The organism is Bacteroidota bacterium, from assembly GCA_016715945.1.
Lineage (GTDB): Bacteria > Bacteroidota > Bacteroidia > Bacteroidales > F082 > JALNZU01.
Genome location: JADJXJ010000001.1, coordinates 1721203 through 1740590 on the forward strand (window position 1 = coordinate 1721203; position 19388 = coordinate 1740590).

The following is a 19388-nucleotide window of genomic DNA, read 5'->3' on the forward strand; positions in this document are numbered from 1 at the left end:
TGGTAAGCCCGAACATTTTTTTCAAATTTGCCGCTTACGGCAGGCATTCCGGCCTGTTGACGAATCAGAAATCCCAAAAACCACAGCTGCATGCAACACATTCTGGAACTTATCGACAGCGGAATACAATGGTATAACGATTACGTGGGTGGCTACCTCATCCTGGCCATGCTGATTCCCACCGGTTTATGGTTTATGATTAAACTGCGTTTCATCAACCTGACCAAGATCGGGCATGCCATCAGGGTAGTTCAGGGAAAGTATGACGTCAAAGGGGCCGAGGGCGATGTCAACCACTTCAAGGCGCTTACTACAGCCCTTTCGGCCACAGTGGGCACCGGCAACATTGTGGGTGTAGCTCTGGCCATATATCTGGGCGGTCCGGGCGCTGTTTTCTGGATGTGGATCACCGGGCTGCTGGGCATGATGCTCAAATATTCTGAAGTAACCCTGGCTCAGAAATACAGGAAATTCAACAGCGACGGCACCGTTTCGGGAGGCCCGATGTATTATATGGAGTACGGGTTGCGCGACAAGCTTGGGCGCTGGGCAAAAGTCTTGGCATTGGTTTTTGCCTCAGCCACCGTACTTTGTTCGTTAGGCACGGGCAATATGGCTCAATCCAATTCCATTGCCGATGCACTTCTAACAAGCTACAGCGTGCCGGTATGGCTTTCAGGGAGCATCATCACAGCGCTTGTCCTTCTGGTTATTGTTGGCGGAATTAAACGCCTTGGCGAGGTAACCTCGAGGCTGGTGCCGATTATGGCCATCATATACGTGGCTGCAGCATTGACGGTGATCATTTCGGAATACGACCACATCCCCCGCGCATTTGCGATGATTTTTGAAGGCGCATTCACCGGCACAGGAGCCACCGGGGGTTTTGTGGGCAGCACATTCATTATGACCATGATCTGGGGAGTACGTCGCGGTTTGTTCAGCAACGAGGCCGGACAGGGCTCAGCCCCCATTGCCCATGCTGCTGCAAAAACAAAGTATCCCGCACGCGAAGGTGTGGTTGCGCTGCTCGAGCCCATGATCGACACCATCATTATCTGCACCATGACCGCCCTGATGATCATCGTAACCGATGCCTGGCAAAGCGGACTAAAAGGGGTAGGCATGACCGTGGAAGCTATGAACACTGGGCTGCATCGCTTTGGTATCGACGGGATGGGAGGACACATCATCACCCTGGGCATCCTGCTCTTTGCCTTTTCCACCATCATCAGCTGGTCCTATTACGGCTCGCGCGCTGCCATCTACCTGATTGGCGAGCATGCCGTGAAGCCTTTCCTATATCTGTATGCCCTGTTCGTGTTTTTTGGCTCGGTTTGGGGACTGGATATTGTGTGGCACTTTGTGGACATGGTGATTACTTTCATGACCATTCCGAACCTGATAGCCCTGTTGCTGCTTTCGGGGGTAGTAGTTAACGAAACAAAGGCCTATTTCGAAGCAATCAAAAAGACCAAAAGCGGAAAGTGATGCCTCTGAGCCGTTTGTTCTGGCTTGTTTTGTTTGTTGCTGCGATGTCGCTGACAGGTCCCGGGGCTTATGCCGCACCGCCTGCCGATAGCCTCGCCAGGGAGCCAAACAGCCCGGGTGCACGCATCAATAAGGCTTTTACCCCGCTCGTGCAGGGCTTGTCGGAAATACTTTTCTGGGATCCTTTTGAAGCCGCCGGCATCTACGACCCCGTGCAATACCATGCCGACGGAAGTCCGGTGCTCGACCAAGACGGCAATGTGGTTAAGGCGCCGCTCAAGCTCATCGTGGTATGGCTCATGGCCGGAGGGCTTTTCTTCACCCTCTTTCTGAGGTTTGTCAATATCCGGGCATTTGGCCATGCTTTCAGTTTGCTTCGCGGCAGGTTTGCGAAGCGGGATGATAAAGGGGAAGTAAGTCATTTTCAGGCGCTTACTACTGCACTCTCGGCCACTGTAGGCTTAGGAAACATTGCAGGGGTGGCTGTGGCCGTGTCGGTTGGAGGTCCCGGGGCAACGGTATGGATGATTCTGGCAGGTCTGCTGGGCATGTCGCTCAAATTTGCCGAATGTACCCTAGGTTTGAAATACCGAAGGATTGACGAATCGGGCCGGGTATCCGGCGGCGCCATGTATTACCTGCGCGATGGGCTGGCAGCCAGAGGATTAAAGAAAACGGGGTATGTGCTTTCAGTCATTTTTTCAGTAATGGTCGTAGGCGGGGCTGTTGGGGGCGGCAACATGCTTCAGGCCAATCAGGCATTTGAGCAAACGGCTATCTTTTTTCCGGTTTTGCGCGGCAACGGGTTTTGGTATGGCCTGGCCATGGCCTTGCTCGTCGGGCTGGTGATTGTGGGCGGCATCCGGAGCATCGCAAGGGTTACATCGCGCATCGTGCCTTTCATGGCAGCACTGTATGTGATTGCTTCGTTGGTGATCATTGGCTTGCATCTGGATTATCTGCCCGAGGCGATGAAACACATCTGGTATGGTGCGTTCGATGCCGATGCCATGCGGGGAGGGTTTATCGGGGTGTTGATCTACGGCTTCCAGCGAGGCGCTTTTTCCAACGAGGCCGGTATCGGCTCGGCAAGCATCGCCCATTCAGCTGCCCGAACCAGCGAACCGGTGAGCGAAGGCATCGTGGCCTTGCTTGAACCTTTCGTTGACACAGTGGTCATCTGTACCATGACAGCCCTGGTAATCATCTTTTCCGGCCTCGACACCAACAACAGCCTTCAGGGCGTGCAGCTCACCACTGCCGCATATGGTTCGGTCATATGGTGGTTTCCCTATGTTTTGCTGGTCGCCGTTACCCTGTTTGCTTTCAGCACCATGATATCGTGGTCGTACTACGGCCTTAAAGGCTTCGACTTTCTTTTTGGCTCACTGAGCCAGCGCCTGTTTGGCACCCGACAGGTTGCCGGCCAGGCATTCAATCTGTTTTTCCTGTTTTGTATCGTGGTAGGCACCAGCAGCGACCTTGGCCCGGTGATGGATTTTTCGGACATGATGATCCTGTGCATGGCATTGCCAAACATCCTGGGCCTTTATATCCTGGCGCCTGAGATAAAATCGGATTTGAAAAACTACCTGGAAAAAATCAGGGAAAGCAAAGCGGTTGTCAGATAGAGTAATCAGGGAGCCGGTTTAAAGGTGATGCTCGCCGAATTGACGCAATATCGCAGCCCGGTAGGTCGCGGCCCGTCGGTAAAGACATGCCCGAGGTGGCCATCGCATGCCGCACATTTGATCTCGGTACGAAACATTCCATAGCTGGTATCGGGCAATTCTTTGATGCGCTTTTTGTCCACAGCTGCAAAAAAACTCGGCCAGCCCGAGCCAGAATCGTATTTTGTGTCGGACGAGAAAAGCTCGGCGCCGCATCCGGCACAGTGATAGCTGCCTTTTTCCTTGTGGTTCCAGTACTTACCTGTGAAAGGTGGCTCCGTGCTGCATTGACGCATAATGCGGTAGCGCTCCGGACCCAGTTCGGCCAGCCATTCGGCTTCGGTTTTTTCAATGCGCTTGATCATATCTGTATTAATTTGAATTTCATGTTCATTCCCGGCTGGCTGGGCAGCCTGCCTCCGGCTCGTGCCGCAAGCCTGCATAGAAGCAAGAGTAATGATGAGCGAAAACAGCCACAACATGAACAGATGATTTGCCTATAAAACGAATGACGCTAAGTTCTTGTTCACCAAACTGCGTGCCTTGGCGGATGTTAGCTAAGATATAGCTTTTTGTATATTTGTCAGCATACTCCAACACAGCTCGACCCAGGCATGTCCAGGCCCTTTGCCCCATTCTTGTTTGCAACCTTTGTGCTCCTGACATTTTTTTTCGCAGGCGAAAAGGCATTTGCGCAGGCGGACGACACCACTATGGACGCAGGACAGCATCAGGTTGGTAGTGATACTACCCATCTCAGTGAGCTGATCCAGAACATCGACCAGCTGATGCAGCTGGAACTCAACGGCCCGGCTGAGGCATGGAAAAACACCCTGAGAAAAGAGCTAACAGATGCCGCAAAATCACCTGAGGACTGCCGTTTCGTTGCCGGCAAAGCAGCAATGCTCGGCAAACAGTATCGCAATAATTTCAGGATGCAGGAAAGCCTCTTCTGGCATAAGCTTGAGTACGAAATGGCGCAAAAAGGCAGGCATGACGAAGGCATCATACAAGCACTCAACAACTTAGGCCTCATTTACCGGCGTATTGACAAGTACGAACTCGCCATCGAATCGTATCAGCAAGCCATATTGCTGGCGGAAAAAACAGGACTGACCAATGGGATTGTATATGCCCTGAATGGACTAGGAAACATTCATCTGGAGCTGGGCAACTACGACGAGGCCATGCTGAATTTCAGGGAATGTCTGAGGCAGGAGCAGCAGCGAAACAACATGCTTGGCATTGCCATCAACCTGAACAACATCGGGCATGTGTATCGCCAACAGGGCGACAACGAACGTGCACTGGAATATTTCATGCTCTCGCTCGAAGTGAATCAGGAGATCCCTTCCCAACGTGGCATTGCCATCTGCTACAACGATATCGGGGAAATATACCAGCTCAGAGGCGACAAAAGCAAAGCCTTGAGCTACTATGAGTTAAGTCTGGGTCTCAATCAGCTCATTGGCGACATTTATTATCAGGGCATCAATCACCTGAAAATAGCTGAAATCTATTTTGACCGGGGCGAAATAAAAGCCGCACAAAATCACCTCGACGAAGCCATCAGGCTTTCGAAAAAAACACACAACCGGTCGAATCTGATGAAGGTTTACAGACTTAAATACAAAACGGAGCAGGCGTTGGGCAACAACCGTGAGGCGATGAATTACCTGGAAAAAGCCTGGGTGCTCAATGACAGCATTATGAACGAGAGCACACAACGCAAGCTGCTTCAGATGCAGGCCACTTTCAACCGCGAGCGTGCCAACAGCCAGATCGCCCTGCTTGAAAATGAAAAAATGCTGGCCGAGCTGCAGTTTAAGCGTCAGAAAGACTACAACCTGCTCGTGGTGGCAGGTCTGATCATCATGGTTGTGGTGCTGGTAATGATGGCACATCTTCTCTTCAGCAAAAACAAAGCCATGAAAGCCCTCGCAGAGAAAAACCGGGAAGTAGAGCAGGCTCAGCTGCAACTGGCCGAATACAACCAGCAGCTTCTCAAAGCCAAGCAGGAGGCCGAACAAAACAATAAGCTCAAAAGCCAGTTTCTGGCCAATATGAGCCACGAGATCCGTACCCCGCTCAATTCGGTGATCGGCTTCTCCGACCTGCTCTCGGAAAAAATTACCGATCCGGTGAAACTGTCCTACCTCGACAGCATTCGCTCGAGTGGCCGAAGCCTGCTGATGCTCATCGAAGATATCCTCGACCTGTCGAAGATCGAAGCGGGAAAGGTGAAGCCCGAACTGCACTCATTGAACCTCACTAACCTTTTCCTGGAACTGAAACGCATCTTCGAACTTCAGGCATTTCAGAAGAATATCCTCCTGCGGTTCGACACTTCACCCGACTTTCCGGAAATCATTCTGATGCACGAAGGCAGCCTGCGCCAGATCATGGTCAACCTGATAGGCAATGCCCTGAAATTTACCGATAGCGGACAAATCTCGGTGGAAGCAAGTGTGCTGGCAAGAAACGAAGACACCTGTGATATCATGCTCAGGGTGAGCGATACCGGCAGGGGTATTGATAGCACCGACCTCAACCATATCTTCGATGCCTTCTATCAATCGCAATCCAATGGCGACAAACAAAAAGGCACCGGCCTCGGCCTGACCATCACACGCAGACTGGTTGAGCTTTTGAACGGCAACATCGCAGTGGCAAGCAAGCCCGGAGAAGGAACAACCTTCGAAATCATTTTCCGCGATGTAAAAACCCTTGCCTACCGCACCTCGCTCCGGCTGGGAAGTGATGATAAACCCGCCTCACCAGTCGTCCTGCTCAGCACAGACAATACACTGATTGCCAGGCTCGACGGGCTATTTGGCGAACTTGGAATCACCTGCGACCTGATCGATCAGCCCGTTACAATGCAAAAACACTGCCTGCAGCCCAACTGTCGCATTGCCTTGTGGGACGACCGCATAAGAGACCAGGCAGAACCTTTGCCACACGATGCTTCCGAGTGCATCCACATTCTTCTCACGAATCAGCCATTGCAACAACAAGTTGCCTCCAGCTTCAATATGGTTATCAACCTGCCGGAAGATTTCGTCCTGCTCAAAGGAAAAATATCGGAGATCCTATTCGGAAAGGTGGTGCCAGAACCCGGGATCAATGGCGCCGAACTAAACCTCGATTTGATGAAAGAAGATGAAAAAGCCCTGGTTGACGCATACAGAAAAGCCCTTGATACCCAGCTTGTGCAGGATGTGGCTGCCTTTGCCAGGCAGCTTGAAGCTTTCGGCAAGCTGAGAAACCGCTCCCAGCTGATGCAAATGGGACAAAGTCTGGCACAGGCAGCCCATGCATTCGACATCGAAAAAATCAACTTTTTGCTCGACGAATTCGGACAGCTGCTCAAACTGCAAACGCACAACGCCTGAACAAACACCTGACTGATGGAAACTCCAAAACCCCGCATCCTGATAGTTGACGATAATTCGCGAAATATTCAGGTGGTAGCCAACATCCTTTCGGCCGACAACATGGATATTGCCTTTGCCACCAGCGGACAACGTGCACTGGAACTTGTTGCCAACCAGCAGTTCGACCTGATTCTTCTGGATATCATGATGCCGGGCATGGATGGTTTTGCAGTGTGCCGGGAACTGCGCACCAATCCCCAAACCTCCGGAATACCGGTTATTTTCCTCACTGCACGCAACTATCCGTCGAGTATTTTGCTGGGATTTTCGACCGGAGCCAACGATTATGTGACCAAACCTTTCAACAGCGCGGAGCTGAAAGCCCGGGTGCATACCCACCTTGAGTTGTATCGCCGGAGGAAAGAGCTGCAGCACCTGAACCAGCATCTCGAAAGCCTGGTCAGGGAACGCACCCGCGAGCTGGAAGCAGCCATGCGTCAACTGAGCCGGCTGGAAAAATCGAAAAGCGAATTCCTCTCCATCATAAGCCACGAACTTCGCGGCCCGCTCAGCGGCATCATCGGCATGGCCGAGATTCTTAAAACCAGCATCAACGATAGTGCACTTTCCGAACAACTGTTGATGCTCAGTCAGATTGCAGGCCGCCTGTCGAGATTTGCCGAAATGGCTTTGCTGATCACCAGCCTGAAAAGCAATGGCGACAGATTGACCACCATGCCCACCCTGGCCCACATTCCCGTGGAAATGGCGGTGGCCGAGTGTGCACCCCTGCTGGCCGAAAAACAAATACGGATTGAGCTCTTTGTTGATGCGCAGGATGTTGTGCTACATATCGACCCCGAAATGATCCGCCGATGCCTCGGGATTCTGATAGAGCATGCCAGCGCAAACCTTCCACGACAGTCGGAGATGCAACTGCGGCTCGAAAGCACTGAAAATCAGGCCACGATAAGCCTGATTACCAAAGGGATGAACTTCCCCGACGAGCTGATTCAAACCGTGAACGACCACATGCTCATCGGGCAGCTCATCAGCGAAGAAACCACCGGACTCTCGCTGGCTGCCGTCAAACTGATCCTCGATGCCCAGAACGGCCGGATGCAGCTTTGCAACAAGGGAAGCGACGGTTGTGTGAAACTGATTTTCGAAAAAGACAATAACGACATTTAAACCAAAACCATTCTATATGCAACGAACTTTCAACGCACCGGATTACTATCTGCTGGACGACCTGCTTACCGATGAGCACAAGATTGTGAGACAGGCTGTTCGCGACTGGGTGGACCGGTCAGTCAAGCCTTTCATTGAGGAGAATTATGAAAAAGCCGTTTTCCCCCGGCATCTGATCGGCGAGCTGGGGGCCATCGGAGCTTTTGGCCCGTTTATTCCACAGGAATACGGTGGTGCTGGCATGGATTACATCGCCTACGGCCTCATCATGCAGGAGCTCGAGCGTGGCGATTCGGGGGTGCGGTCGATGGCATCGGTGCAAACCTCGCTGGTCATGTATCCCATCTGGGCTTATGGCACCGAAGAGCAACGTCGTAAGTTTTTGCCAAAACTTGCCACTGGCGAGCTGGTGGGCTGTTTTGGGCTAACCGAACCCAACCACGGCTCGGATCCGGGAAGCATGCTCACCCGCTTTACTGACCAGGGCGACCACTACCTGCTCAATGGCGCCAAGATGTGGATCACAAACAGCGCAATAGCCGACGTGGCAGTGGTGTGGGCCAAAGACGAAGAAGGCGTGGTGCGTGGCTTGCTGGTCGAAAAAGGCATGGAAGGCTTTACAGCGCCCGAAACCCACGGCAAATGGTCGCTGCGAGCCTCGGTGACAGGCGAACTGGTTTTCGACAATGTGCGCGTACCCAAAGAAAACCTCTTGCCAGGTGTGAAAGGGCTTCGCGGACCGCTAAGCTGCCTAAGCTCAGCCCGTTATGGCATCGCCTGGGGGGTGATTGGCGCCGCAATGGACTGCTACGACACCGCCTTGCAATACAGCCTCGAACGCCATCAGTTTGGCAAACCAATCGCAAGCTTCCAGCTGCAGCAAAAGAAACTGGCCGAAGCCATCACCGAAATCACCAAAGCCCAGCTGCTGGCCTGGCGCCTGGGAACCCTGCGCAACGAAGGTAAGGCCACACCGGCACAAATCTCGATGGCCAAACGCAACAACGTGGCCATGGCGCTGCACATCGCCCGCGAAATGCGCCAGGTGCTGGGAGCCATGGGCATCACCAACGACTTTCCGATGATGCGCCACATGATGAACCTCGAATCGGTGATCACCTACGAAGGCACACACGATGTTCACCTGCTGATTACGGGTCACGACATCACCGGCATTGCTGCCTACAAATAAAACAGCATTTTTTTAACACCTCCTGAACCAAGGCGTGCGGGAGGTGTTTTATGGCTTATTTCTTGAAGATGCCTCACCAATCCCCTACCCAACTAAGCCCCTGGCTGCGCGGCCGTGCCGAAATGCTGTACCTCATCCTCGGCGCGCTGTTCATTACTGCCCTGGTAACCAGCAACCTGATCTTCCAGAAATTTTTCTTCTGGAATCCAATGGGCCTGTTCAGGTTCGAGCTGAGTGTGGGCATCATCGCCTATCCGGTCACATTTCTTGTTACCGATATTGTCTCGGAAGTCTATGGCCGGCGCAGGGCGAATTTCCTGGTCATTGCCGGTATTTTTGCTTCGGCATTTGCTTTGTTCATCGTCATCGTTTCCACCCTGGCGCCTGCTACCGAATGGTCGCCATTGAGCGATGCGGAGTTCAAAAAGGCTTTTGGTTTTACCTTTCTTGCCGTGGCCGCCTCGCTGGCCGCCTACCTTGCCGCACAATTCATTGATGTGCAGGTATTTCATTTCTGGAAAAAAGTGACCAAAGGCAGGCACCTCTGGCTGCGCAACAACCTGAGCACGTTCACAAGCCAGTTTGTGGATACCTTCACCGTGCTGTTTCTGCTTTGCTCCTTTGGTGTGATCGACTGGGAGCTTTTTCCGAAACTGTTGGGCAACGGTTTCCTCTTCAAGGCTTTGGTCGCCCTCTTCGACACCCCGTTTGCTTACCTCGGCGTGTATGGCCTGCGGAGGTTCTTTGGCCTCAAAGGACACGGTGCCGAACTGAATCTGGATGATTGAACCCCGGAAACGATGTGCCGACAGCCCTTAACTTTCGCCTAATCAGCCAAATATGCTGATTTCATTCTGTGTGCGCAGCCCTAACCAGAAAATCAGGGAAGTAAAGTCTGACGGGCATTTGCCTAACTTTGCAGCCCAAAATCGTATGGAATGAAACTGTTCTTCCGTCGCTACGGAGACACTGGCGCACAACCACTTATCATTCTGCATGGCCTGTTCGGGCTGTCGGACAACTGGGTAACCTTTGGACGGCGCATAGCCGACGAAGGCTTCGATGTGGTGATTCCCGACCAGCGCAACCATGGCAACTCCCCGCACAGCGACACCTTTAACTATATCGCGCTCACCGAAGACCTCGACGAGCTGATCGAAGATCTGGGTTTTGAGCAGCCCGCTCTTCTAGGGCACAGCATGGGCGGCAAGGTAAGTATGCGCTATGCCATGGAGCGGCCTGAGAAGGTGAAAAAACTACTGGTGGCCGACATCAGTCCGCGCTCCTACGGGCACCGGCCTCAACATGCCGCCATCATCGAAGCAATGCTAGCAGTTGATTTCGAAATGGTTAAGTCGAGATCGGAAGTTGAAGCCATGCTCGGCACTAATATCAACGACCTGCGCATCCGCCAGTTTATAATGAAAAACCTGCATTGGCTCGACAAAGACCGCCTGGCCTGGAAAATGAACCTCGAAGGCATCCGCAGCAACCTGCATCAGATGTTCGACACGGTGGAAACCGACCTGGAGTTTCTCAAGCCAACCCTGTTTATTCGCGGGGGCAATTCCGACTACATCCTGCCCTCCGACTATCCACTTATCCGCAAAAACTTCCCCTTTGCCGAGATCATCACCATCGAGGGCGCTTCGCACTGGGTGCATGCCGAAGCTCCGGAGCAATTTTATCTGCTTGCTTCAGGTTTTCTCACCGGCAAACCCGACTGGTACAACGAACCGCTCTGAGGTTTTGAATCAATGCAGAATTAAAGCTTCAGGATTACCTCAACCTAACTCTGGTGATGCCGTGCCCGCCTGTTTCCAAGGTAGCATCGGCAAAGGAGGCTACGTGGGGCATTTTGCTAAGCTTTTCCCTGATCACCCTGCGCAGGATGCCGTTTCCCTTGCCATGAAGTACACTTACCTCCTTGATGCTGAGCAACATGGCTTCGTCGAGGTATTTCTCAACCATCTCCAGCGCTTCCTCGGCGCGTTTGCCGCGCACATCGATGGTGAGGTTGAACGAGGCTGCTTTTTCGTTGATGTCGTCGGCCACCACCTGGCTGGAGCGCATGCGTCGCGGCTGAGCCAGTTTGCGGGCTTCGCGGCGCGAGAGCGGGCTTAGCTTGTCGGGCGAAGTGCGCAGCTTGATGCCACCAAAAGCCACCACAGCAGTATCCTCGTCAATCTGAATCAGCTCGCCGGTCACATCCATCTCTTCAATCCGCACCATATCACCGGCTTTCAGATCCGAAAGGGCAGGCACCTGCTCGTCATGAGCAATATTGATTGACCCGGTTTTTTCCGCTGTTTCCTGCTCAATTACCGGCTTGAAAGCCTGAAGCTGCTCGCGTAGTTGTTTGGTTCTCTCCTTTTCGGCCTGGCTTTCGCGGATCTCCCTGATGGTTTGCTCAATTTTCCTGTTGGCCTTGTCAATCAGTTCACGGGCCTCGCGGCTTGCCTCGGTGAGCATGGCCTTTTTGCGGTCTTCGAGCTGCCGCAACAAGCGTTTGTATTTGGTAATCACTTCGTTAAGCATCTCATCGGCCATGCGAAGCTCTTTCTCCTTTTGTGCAATGGCCAGCTTGTCGGCTTCGAGCTGCTGCAGCTGCTGCTCAAAATCGAGCTGGCTGTGGCCGGTGATGGAGGCTGCGTGGCTGATGATAGCTTCGGGCAATCCTGTTTTGGCTGCAATCTCAAAGGCAAACGAGCTTCCCGGTTTGCCGGTCTGCAACACAAACAAAGGCTGCATGTGCTTGTTGTCGAACAGCATGGCTCCGTTGAGCATACCCTCTTCATGGTCGGCCAGCAGTTTGAGGTTGGCATAGTGGGTGGTAACCAGACCAAAAGCTTTTTTTCTATTCAACGCGCTGAGTACAGCTTCGGCAATGGCACCCCCGGCTTGTGGCTCGGTGCCTGTGCCCAGTTCGTCGATAAAAAAGATGCTTTGCTCGTCGGCATGGTCCAGAAAAGTCTTCATATGCCGCAGGTGCGAGCTGTAGGTGCTCAGGTCGTTTTCGAGCGACTGCTCGTCGCCAATGTCGATAAACATCTTTTGGAAGATACCACATTGCGAGTCGCGATGCATGGGCACAGGCAGACCGCATTGCAGCATGTATTGCAGCAGGGCTGTGGTTTTCAGGCAAACCGACTTGCCTCCCGCATTGGGGCCTGATATCACCAGGATGCGGTGCTGTTCGTCGAGTTCCAGATCGAGCGGCACGGCCTGGCGTCCTTGTTCTTTGAGGCTGAGCTGCAACAGTGGATGAACAGCCTGGCGCCATCGGATGAGCGGTGGGGCCTGCACCTGGGGAATGGTTCCCTGAATGTGGTGCATCAGCCTGGTTTTGGCGTGAACTAGATCGAGCTCACCCAGAAACTGCCAGATCTGATGCATCATGGGCAGCTCGGGCCGAAGCAACTGGGTAAAGGCAGACAGGATGCGATGGATCTCGCGCCTTTCGGCATACTCCAGTTCGCGGATCTCGTTGTTGGTATCAAAAACCTCGGTCGGCTCGATGAAAACGGTTTGACCTGTGGCTGAGGCATCGTGCACAAAGCCTTTGATTTTTCTTTTGTCGGCAGCTCTTACGGGTATGACCATCCGGCCATTGCGGATGGTGATTTCGGCATCGCTGTCGGTATAGCCCGATTGCTTGGCTTCGCCCAGCAACTGCCTGATTTTCCGCTCCATAGCCCCTTGTTTGCGGCGGATGTCGGCCCTGATCTCGGCAAGCGCAGGCGAGGCATGGTCGGGAATATCGCCACGGTCGTCCATCAGCCGGCTGAGTTCGGCTACCAGTTTTGGATTAATGTAGAGATGGGCAACCATAGCGCGCAGCAGCGGATAAGCCGCTGATTGGTCGGATTGCAGGAACTTTACGGCTTCGCGGGCCTGCATCAGTCCCAGCCTCAGGGCAAACATGGCCTCAAGCTCAATCACAGTGCCCTCCGGCCTGAGTCGGTGAAATTCAGGCCGCACATCCAGGTAATCCTTCACCGAAAATGGCAACCCGGCCTGCATCAGGCGGTTGAGCTCTTCCACCCGGCCGAGGTGCATTAGAATATCTTCCAGACCGGTCATGAAACCCAGCGCATCGGCCAGCTCCAATCCCATATTGCTGACGCAGTGGCTGCGAAGCATCCGCCGGATGTGCACAAAACCGGATTTTTCCTCAAAGGTATCGGGGTATATCACTGAGTTGAATTAGGCTGCAAAGGTAATCAGCCTTCACGACATGGAAGCCTGATCCATCCTATGAACAACCCGACTGCTCCAGCCTGTGATATTATTTCCATCTAAAGCTTAACTTCGCCAGAACTATCTATAACAATCACGATGTATCTGCTCGAGATATGTGCCGACGGGCTTGCCAATGCATTGCTGGCCTCGAAGCATGGCGCCCATCGCATCGAATTGTGCGAAAATCTTGAATCCGGCGGATTGACGCCATCTTTTGGCACCCTCAGCCTTGCCGCAAACAGCCTCGATGTGCCGGTGCATGTGCTTATCCGTCCGCGACGCGGCAACTACACCTACGACAGTTTGGAAAAGCAAATCATCCTGAACGACATTGCCCGGGTTGTCAGGCTTGGCTTTCAGGGTGTTGTGGTGGGCGCACTGAGGGCCGACGGCACCCTGGACGAGCATGCCATGAAACTTTTTGTGGAGGCCGCCGATGGCCTGAACATCACCTTTCACAGGGCCTTGGATGTGTGCAAGGAACCTGAAAAGACCATCGAACAATTAATCAGGCTGGGGGTCGAAAGGGTGCTCACTTCTGGCGGCGCATCTTCTGCCATGCACGGAATGGAAAACCTCACCCGTTGGCAACAGCTGTTGGGTGACCAGATCAAAATCATGGCCGGAGGAGGCATACGTGCATCCAACGCCGCCCACATCATCCGGCAAAGCGGTGTCAGCGAAATCCATATGTCGGCAAAAATGGTGGTCAGCAGCCCGGTTGGCACCAACAGCCCTTTGGCTGTGGCTTCGGCTGATGAGTGGTGGCAGTATGCACTTGACATCGAAGAAGTGGCAGCAACCAGACACCTGCTGGATGAACTGAACAACTATACGCTCAATAAAAAATTGTAAATGAGAACCTTAACCTTATACACCATCGGGTTCATCACAGCTTTGACCCTCAGCTTTGCAGGTTGCAAAAGCGCAGATGCTCCCGTAGAGCTGCCTCTGAATGATGGATGGAAACTCACACTTCGGGACGGAAGAATGATAGATGTGGCCGTGCCAGGACTGGTGCACACCGACCTGCACGCAGCCAGACTGATCCCCGACCCCTTTTATGGTTTCAACGAAGATTCGCTTCAATGGATAGGAACCAAAGAATGGACCTATACACTTGATTTTGAGGTTGATAATTCCATTCTTGCCTACACGAACGTGCAGCTTGTGTTCGAAGGGCTGGACACCTATGCCCGTGTAAGCCTCAACGGCAGAGAAGTGTTGAATGCCGACAATATGTTCAGGCTGTGGGAAATAGATGTAAAAAAACATCTGCGGCCCGGAGCCAACCGGCTTGAGGTAAGGTTTTTCCCACCCGACAGCATTAGTTTGGCCAAGGCCAGCGCCTATAACATACAACTCCCTGAGCATCGCGCATTTACCAGAAAGGCTCCGTTTCAGGCTGGTTGGGACTGGGGACCGGTGTTTCACACCATGGGAATCTGGAAGCCGGTATATCTGGCAGCCTGGAACCATGCCCGCATGAAGTATCCTGCCATACTCACCCAGGATGCCGACAGCCTGAAGGCCGGACTTGTTGCTGCAGCCACAATTGTCTCGGGCAATGACGGCCATGGCTACCTGCGCCTGCGCATGAACGACAAAGAAATTCTAAACCAGAAGGTTACACTCAGCAAGGGCACCAATCAACTCAGCATACCCTTTCAGATTGCCCATCCTGAACTTTGGTGGCCCAATGGGATCGGCAAGGCCAACCTCAGCCGTTTTGACTTCGAGTTTACCGACCAGGCAGGCAATAAAATCAGCCAAACCGTCATCAGCGGTATTCGAAAAGCAGTACTGATACGCGAAGCCGACAGCATAGGCGAGAGCTTTCTGTTTCGGATCAACGGAAAAGACATTTTTGTCAAAGGCGCCAACTATATCCCTGAAGATCATTTTGTTACCCGCATGTCCCGGGAACGTACACGTAAGCTCTTGAGCGATGCTTCAGCTGTGGGCATGAACATGATCCGGGTTTGGGGAGGCGGCATTTATCCCAACAACGAGTTCTTTGCCATGTGCGACAGCCTGGGTTTGATGGTGTGGCAGGATTTCATGTTTGCCTGCACCATGTATCCCTGGGACACCGCCTTTGTCGGTAATGTACGCCACGAAGCTGCACATCAGGTGCAGAGGCTGCGGGGTCATCCATCGCTGGTGCTCTGGTGCGGCAACAACGAGGTGAGCGAAGGTTTCCACAACTGGGGCTGGCAAAAGAGTCTGAGCTGGACAGCCGGCGACAGCATAGAGATCTGGCAAGGGTATCTCGCTGTGTTTGAGACACTTTTACCAGAAATTGTAAATCAACATGACCCCTTCACCCCCTATTGGCCGAGCTCGCCATCGCTGGGATGGGGACGCAGCGAATCGTACAAACGCGGCGATGTGCATTACTGGGGTGTATGGTGGGGCGAAGAACCCTTCGAGGCTTACAGACAGAAAGTCGGCAGGTTTCACTCCGAATATGGCTTTCAGGCCATGCCGCCTATCGAAAGTGTGCGGCAGTTCCTGCCCGAAAACGAACGTTTTGTGGGCTCGGCTGGCTTCGAAGCCCATCAGAAACATCCCAGAGGCACGCGGCTGATCAACGACTATATGAAACGCTATTTCCCTGTGCCCAAAAACCTTGAGGATTACATCTACACCAGCCAGCTCACACAATCCTATGGAATTGGCATGGCCATCGAAACCCATCGCATTCACAAGCCACGCAACATGGGCACACTCTTCTGGCAACTCAACGACAGCTGGCCCGTCACCAGCTGGTCGTCCATCGACTACTACGGACGTTGGAAAGCCCTGCACTATCACCTGCAAACCTTTTACCACCCGACCCAGGTGTTTTTCTCCCGGGATCGCGACACGCTCAGTTTGTTTGTGGTGCACGACGGGCTGTATAAACCAGGCCTGCAACTGCATGTTGACATACTGAACACGAAAGGTCAGAAACTTTTCAGCGATATCGTGAGCTTCACGGCCGATTCCGCTTCATCGCAAAACGTGTGCCGGCTTTCCCTCAGTAAAGTCAAAAGCCTGGGAGAACTTTCGGAACTGGTTGTGCAGGGAAGCTTGTTCAACAATAACACACTGATATCCAAAAACAATCATTTTCTTGTACCACCAAAAATGCTCAGGCTTCACCCCAGGCCAGTCGAATTGCATGTGCGCGACAGCGCAGATGTGGTTGTGGTTGGCCTGCAATCTGATGTTTTCCACTATGCAGTTCAGTTGCAGAGCAACGATGAGGATGGCCGCTTTTCGGACAACTTTTTTCACCTGATGCCGGGAACGAAAAAGACAGTCATATTCCATCCCTCAGGAAAGGTGCACAACGGAATACTGAGCTTCAGCTACCGGTCGCTCAACCGGATTATTTCAAACAACTAATTGTATATGAAGACCTTACTTCTACTCATCGGCAAAACCGACGAACCCTGGCTCAATCAGGGGATGGAAGCTTATGCCGGCCGCATCCGGAAATACTTTCCTTTTGAAGTCAAAATTATTCCCGATATCAAAAACCGGAAAAACCTGAGCGAGGAGGAACAAAAACGACAGGAAGCCCAGCTTTTGCTGCAGCAGCTGCAAGCGGGCGACGAACTGGTGCTACTCGACGAAAATGGCCAGCAGCTGCGATCGCGCGAGTTTGCTGCATTGATTGCAAAGATTCAGCTTCAATCAGCCAAACGGCTGGTTTTTGTGGTCGGCGGTCCTTATGGATTTGCCCGTGAGCTCTACGAAAAAGCCAACTTCAAACTCTCGCTGTCGCTTATGACCTTCCCCCACCAGCTCGTCAGACTGATCTTTCTCGAGCAGCTCTACCGCGCATGCACCATCATGCGCAACGAGCCTTACCACCACGATTGAAAAATTAATTGCGGCAGAGGCCTCAGCGTATCACTATTGTCCTGGTCAGAACCTGCCCATCAATAACCAATCGCAAAACATAAGTTCCTCCCGGCAATCCTTTCACTGACAAGCAATTGCTGCTGGCATCAGGCACCCTTTCGGCAATCAGGTTTCCTTTCAGGTCGAGCAGCCCGGCTTTCGCAACACGACTATTAAGTCCTTGAATACAAATGGTTTCAATGGCCGGATTGGGAAATATCGTCAGCAGGCTTGCAAGCTCTGAATTGCCGGTGAGCACCATCGAAACCGGAACTATGAGCGGCGACTGATCGTCGATGGTGATTGTTCCTTCCACCAAAAAGTACATAGGATGTGCGACGCTATAGCTGTAGGTGCCGAAAGGCAAACCGGCCACAACCGCTATACCCAGCTCGTTTGTTAACACAGCTGGCTGTCCATTCACGGCCACCAGCGCCCCCTGGAGCGGAAGTCCTCCATCACCGGTAACTTCAAACGTAACGTCCAGCAAAACAGGCATCATGACCACATCCACATTTACAGCAGCATCCACAACGGTTACAGTACCGTAATACGTGATGTAGCCATATCTGGTTAACGAAAACCCATAGGTGCCGGGCAACACATTTTCAACCACATACACCCCGGCCGGGTAGGTATTTCCGTCGAATTGGAGCACCGCGTCGGGGATAGGCTGCCCATCCTGACCAGTCACATTGAAGCTCACTGTATAGCTATTGGGCTCGATAAGCACGGTCACGGTGTAGGCTGCAATGTCGCCATGAGGCGTCAGAACTTCGAATACGACAGGTGCGCTGAAATCGTACAGTTCACCTCCGGGAGGATTGGTCAGTGTGCCGAAGGGGATGCCAATCTGTGGAACAAGGTTCAGTGGCGAGCCCTCGGGCAGGACCACTTCTATAGTTTTGGCCGATTGGTCTATCGTCCCGAAATAGTCCGAACCCAGGGCAGGGTTATCGGCCTGTAAAAAGGCGAACGATTCGATTACCGGATGCAGCTCCATGAGAGGCAGATAAGTTACCAGACCCAGCGAAGCCTGATCGGGTTGATGGAAGATAAAGTCCTCGGCCTGAGCCGGATCGTTGGTGCCCCAATAGTTCCCAATGGCCTGCACCGGAAGTGCGGTATTGTTGTACAGGGCATAGGTCTGACCCTCGTTGCCATTGCCGTAGATCACATTACCTCCGGGCGAAAGCGCCGTGCCAATCACCGGATTGGCTTGCCCCTGAATGGTGATGCCCCAAAGGTTTCCTCTGATCAGGTTGCGCCTGATGATGGCTGTGTTGCCGCTGCCGGAGGCCTGAAAGTTGATTCCACTTCCTCCTGAGGCCGGAAGCCCTTGTATGTTGTTGTCAATAAAATAGTTATCTTCGATAATGCTGCTGATGTTATTGCCAATCTGGGCATAACCGTAACGGTTGTTTACCACAAAATTGTCGCGCACCACTACTTTGGCGCTGCCCGAACCCAGCAGGTTGCTGATGCCAATGCCACCGGCCATGGTGTAGAAACCTTCGATATAGTTGCCCACAATGTAGATGGTGTCGGCAGCGCCGGGGCCAATGTTGATCTGGGGCCGGTTGGAGTTGTCGGTGGTGTTGCGGATCATCACGTTGTACATGATTTGAGGCGAGCCTGTCACGTTTGCGCCCGAGTTGATGGCCGAGCGGGCATTCTCCTCAAACACGCAGTAGCGAATCACCGGACTGCAGCTGCTGTAGGTGATGGCACCCGACACATTGGACGAACCATTGCGCCTGAACGTACAATATTCGAACACAGCCCCCGAGCTGATGAGCTGGATGCCGCCACCGTAACTCACCACGGTATTACGAAACAGGTTGCCCTGAGAATTGTCGAACCTGAATCCACGGAAATTGGTGGCGCTGGTTGTGGTGTCCTGAGCCGTAAATACCACCTTGCCCTGCGCAGGATCGCTCTTGATGGTGCCGCTCACTTCGATGCGGATATTCTGCGCTACCCTGAAAACAACAGGATTTCCGATTTTTAAAGTATCGGTGGCTGAGATGGTCAGGGTATTGTTGATAAAGTAAGTGTTTCCAATCTGTGTAACCACCCCGCCCGACATGGCCACGAGATCAGCCGGAGTGAGGATGAGGTTGGCCCCAGGAGTGGCATATTGGGCAATGGAACTATTGAAAATCAATGCAGTAAAGACAAAAAACAGTAATAGTCTTTTCATTTCGTCTAAAGCTTGAGGTGATACATTCTTTACCTGAAAGGATAAAACTGAATCTTGTACAAAGGTAAGCCGAATGCAGGCCGGTGTGGGTCAGATTTTGCAGGTGCCGGAAAAAAGTCGGATTGCAT

General features: G+C 52.7%; 13 protein-coding genes. 10 read left to right on the top strand and 3 right to left on the bottom strand.

Going from position 1 to position 19388, the window contains the following annotated elements; translation table 11 throughout:
• Nucleotides 1–90: 90 nt before the first annotated feature.
• Nucleotides 91–1491: a sodium:alanine symporter family protein gene (locus IPM52_06635; protein MBK9291284.1), complete on the top strand. Its 1401-nt coding sequence runs from the start codon at nt 91–93 to the stop codon at nt 1489–1491.
• Complete coding sequence (locus IPM52_06640) at nt 1491–3122, top strand: alanine:cation symporter family protein (protein MBK9291285.1); 1632 nt, start codon at nt 1491–1493, stop codon at nt 3120–3122. The genes IPM52_06635 and IPM52_06640 overlap by 1 nt, the downstream gene beginning before the upstream one ends.
• A gap of 5 nt (nt 3123–3127) precedes the next feature.
• Here the strand turns inward: IPM52_06640 and msrB are convergent, their stop codons facing one another.
• Nucleotides 3128–3526, bottom strand: coding sequence for a peptide-methionine (R)-S-oxide reductase MsrB (gene msrB / locus IPM52_06645; protein ID MBK9291286.1), 399 nt, complete (start codon nt 3524–3526; stop codon nt 3128–3130).
• A gap of 249 nt (nt 3527–3775) precedes the next feature.
• On the opposite strand from msrB, the gene IPM52_06650 reads away from it, so the two are divergent.
• From IPM52_06650 to IPM52_06670, 5 genes are all read left to right on the top strand, one after another.
• Nucleotides 3776–6556, top strand: a complete 2781-nt coding sequence (locus IPM52_06650; GenBank protein MBK9291287.1) for a tetratricopeptide repeat protein — start codon at nt 3776–3778, stop codon at nt 6554–6556.
• A 15-nt stretch (nt 6557–6571) separates the two neighbouring features.
• A complete protein-coding gene (locus tag IPM52_06655) occupies nt 6572–7729 on the top strand; it encodes a response regulator (GenBank protein MBK9291288.1) in 1158 nt (385 codons plus the stop codon).
• Nucleotides 7730–7745: 16 nt separating this feature from the next.
• Complete coding sequence (locus IPM52_06660; protein ID MBK9291289.1) at nt 7746–8921, top strand: acyl-CoA dehydrogenase family protein; 1176 nt, start codon at nt 7746–7748, stop codon at nt 8919–8921.
• Between the two features lie 68 nt (nt 8922–8989).
• Nucleotides 8990–9709 carry a queuosine precursor transporter gene (locus tag IPM52_06665; protein ID MBK9291290.1) on the top strand — a complete coding sequence of 240 codons (720 nt, stop codon included), beginning with the start codon at nt 8990–8992 and terminating at the stop codon, nt 9707–9709.
• Between the two features lie 150 nt (nt 9710–9859).
• Nucleotides 9860–10666 (top strand): alpha/beta fold hydrolase, encoded by an 807-nt coding sequence (locus IPM52_06670; protein ID MBK9291291.1) that lies wholly within the window; start codon nt 9860–9862, stop codon nt 10664–10666.
• A 34-nt stretch (nt 10667–10700) separates the two neighbouring features.
• On the opposite strand, the gene IPM52_06675 is transcribed toward IPM52_06670, so the two are convergent.
• Entirely contained in the window at nt 10701–13118 is a 2418-nt protein-coding gene (locus tag IPM52_06675) for a Smr/MutS family protein (protein MBK9291292.1), read from the bottom strand.
• Nucleotides 13119–13259: 141 nt separating this feature from the next.
• Here IPM52_06675 and IPM52_06680 point away from each other — a divergent pair, with 141 nt between their 5' ends.
• From IPM52_06680 to rlmH, 3 genes are read left to right on the top strand one after another with little or no spacing between them, the layout of a single operon-like run.
• Nucleotides 13260–14018 (top strand): copper homeostasis protein CutC, encoded by a 759-nt coding sequence (locus IPM52_06680; GenBank protein ID MBK9291293.1) that lies wholly within the window; start codon nt 13260–13262, stop codon nt 14016–14018.
• Nucleotides 14019–16556, top strand: a complete 2538-nt coding sequence (locus IPM52_06685; GenBank protein ID MBK9291294.1) for a glycoside hydrolase family 2 protein — start codon at nt 14019–14021, stop codon at nt 16554–16556. It abuts the gene before it with no gap.
• 6 nt (nt 16557–16562) lie between these two features.
• Nucleotides 16563–17036 carry a 23S rRNA (pseudouridine(1915)-N(3))-methyltransferase RlmH gene (gene rlmH, locus IPM52_06690; protein ID MBK9291295.1) on the top strand — a complete coding sequence of 158 codons (474 nt, stop codon included), beginning with the start codon at nt 16563–16565 and terminating at the stop codon, nt 17034–17036.
• Between the two features lie 22 nt (nt 17037–17058).
• Here the strand turns inward: rlmH and IPM52_06695 are convergent, their stop codons facing one another.
• A complete protein-coding gene (locus IPM52_06695; GenBank protein ID MBK9291296.1) occupies nt 17059–19260 on the bottom strand; it encodes a T9SS type A sorting domain-containing protein in 2202 nt (733 codons plus the stop codon).
• Nucleotides 19261–19388: the final 128 nt, after the last annotated feature.

What these genes read in the sequence shown, in the direction of transcription:
- IPM52_06695 (MBK9291296.1), bottom strand. Translation starts at nt 19,260, where the DNA reads ATGAAAAGACTATTACTGTTTTTTGTCTTTACTGCATTGATTTTCAAT.
- msrB (MBK9291286.1), bottom strand. Translation starts at nt 3,526, where the DNA reads ATGATCAAGCGCATTGAAAAAACCGAAGCCGAATGGCTGGCCGAACTG.
- IPM52_06650 (MBK9291287.1), top strand. Translation starts at nt 3,776, where the DNA reads ATGTCCAGGCCCTTTGCCCCATTCTTGTTTGCAACCTTTGTGCTCCTG.
- IPM52_06655 (MBK9291288.1), top strand. Translation starts at nt 6,572, where the DNA reads ATGGAAACTCCAAAACCCCGCATCCTGATAGTTGACGATAATTCGCGA.
- IPM52_06685 (MBK9291294.1), top strand. Translation starts at nt 14,019, where the DNA reads ATGAGAACCTTAACCTTATACACCATCGGGTTCATCACAGCTTTGACC.
- IPM52_06640 (MBK9291285.1), top strand. Translation starts at nt 1,491, where the DNA reads ATGCCTCTGAGCCGTTTGTTCTGGCTTGTTTTGTTTGTTGCTGCGATG.
- IPM52_06680 (MBK9291293.1), top strand. Translation starts at nt 13,260, where the DNA reads ATGTATCTGCTCGAGATATGTGCCGACGGGCTTGCCAATGCATTGCTG.
- rlmH (MBK9291295.1), top strand. Translation starts at nt 16,563, where the DNA reads ATGAAGACCTTACTTCTACTCATCGGCAAAACCGACGAACCCTGGCTC.
- IPM52_06635 (MBK9291284.1), top strand. Translation starts at nt 91, where the DNA reads ATGCAACACATTCTGGAACTTATCGACAGCGGAATACAATGGTATAAC.
- IPM52_06670 (MBK9291291.1), top strand. Translation starts at nt 9,860, where the DNA reads ATGAAACTGTTCTTCCGTCGCTACGGAGACACTGGCGCACAACCACTT.
- IPM52_06660 (MBK9291289.1), top strand. Translation starts at nt 7,746, where the DNA reads ATGCAACGAACTTTCAACGCACCGGATTACTATCTGCTGGACGACCTG.
- IPM52_06665 (MBK9291290.1), top strand. Translation starts at nt 8,990, where the DNA reads ATGCCTCACCAATCCCCTACCCAACTAAGCCCCTGGCTGCGCGGCCGT.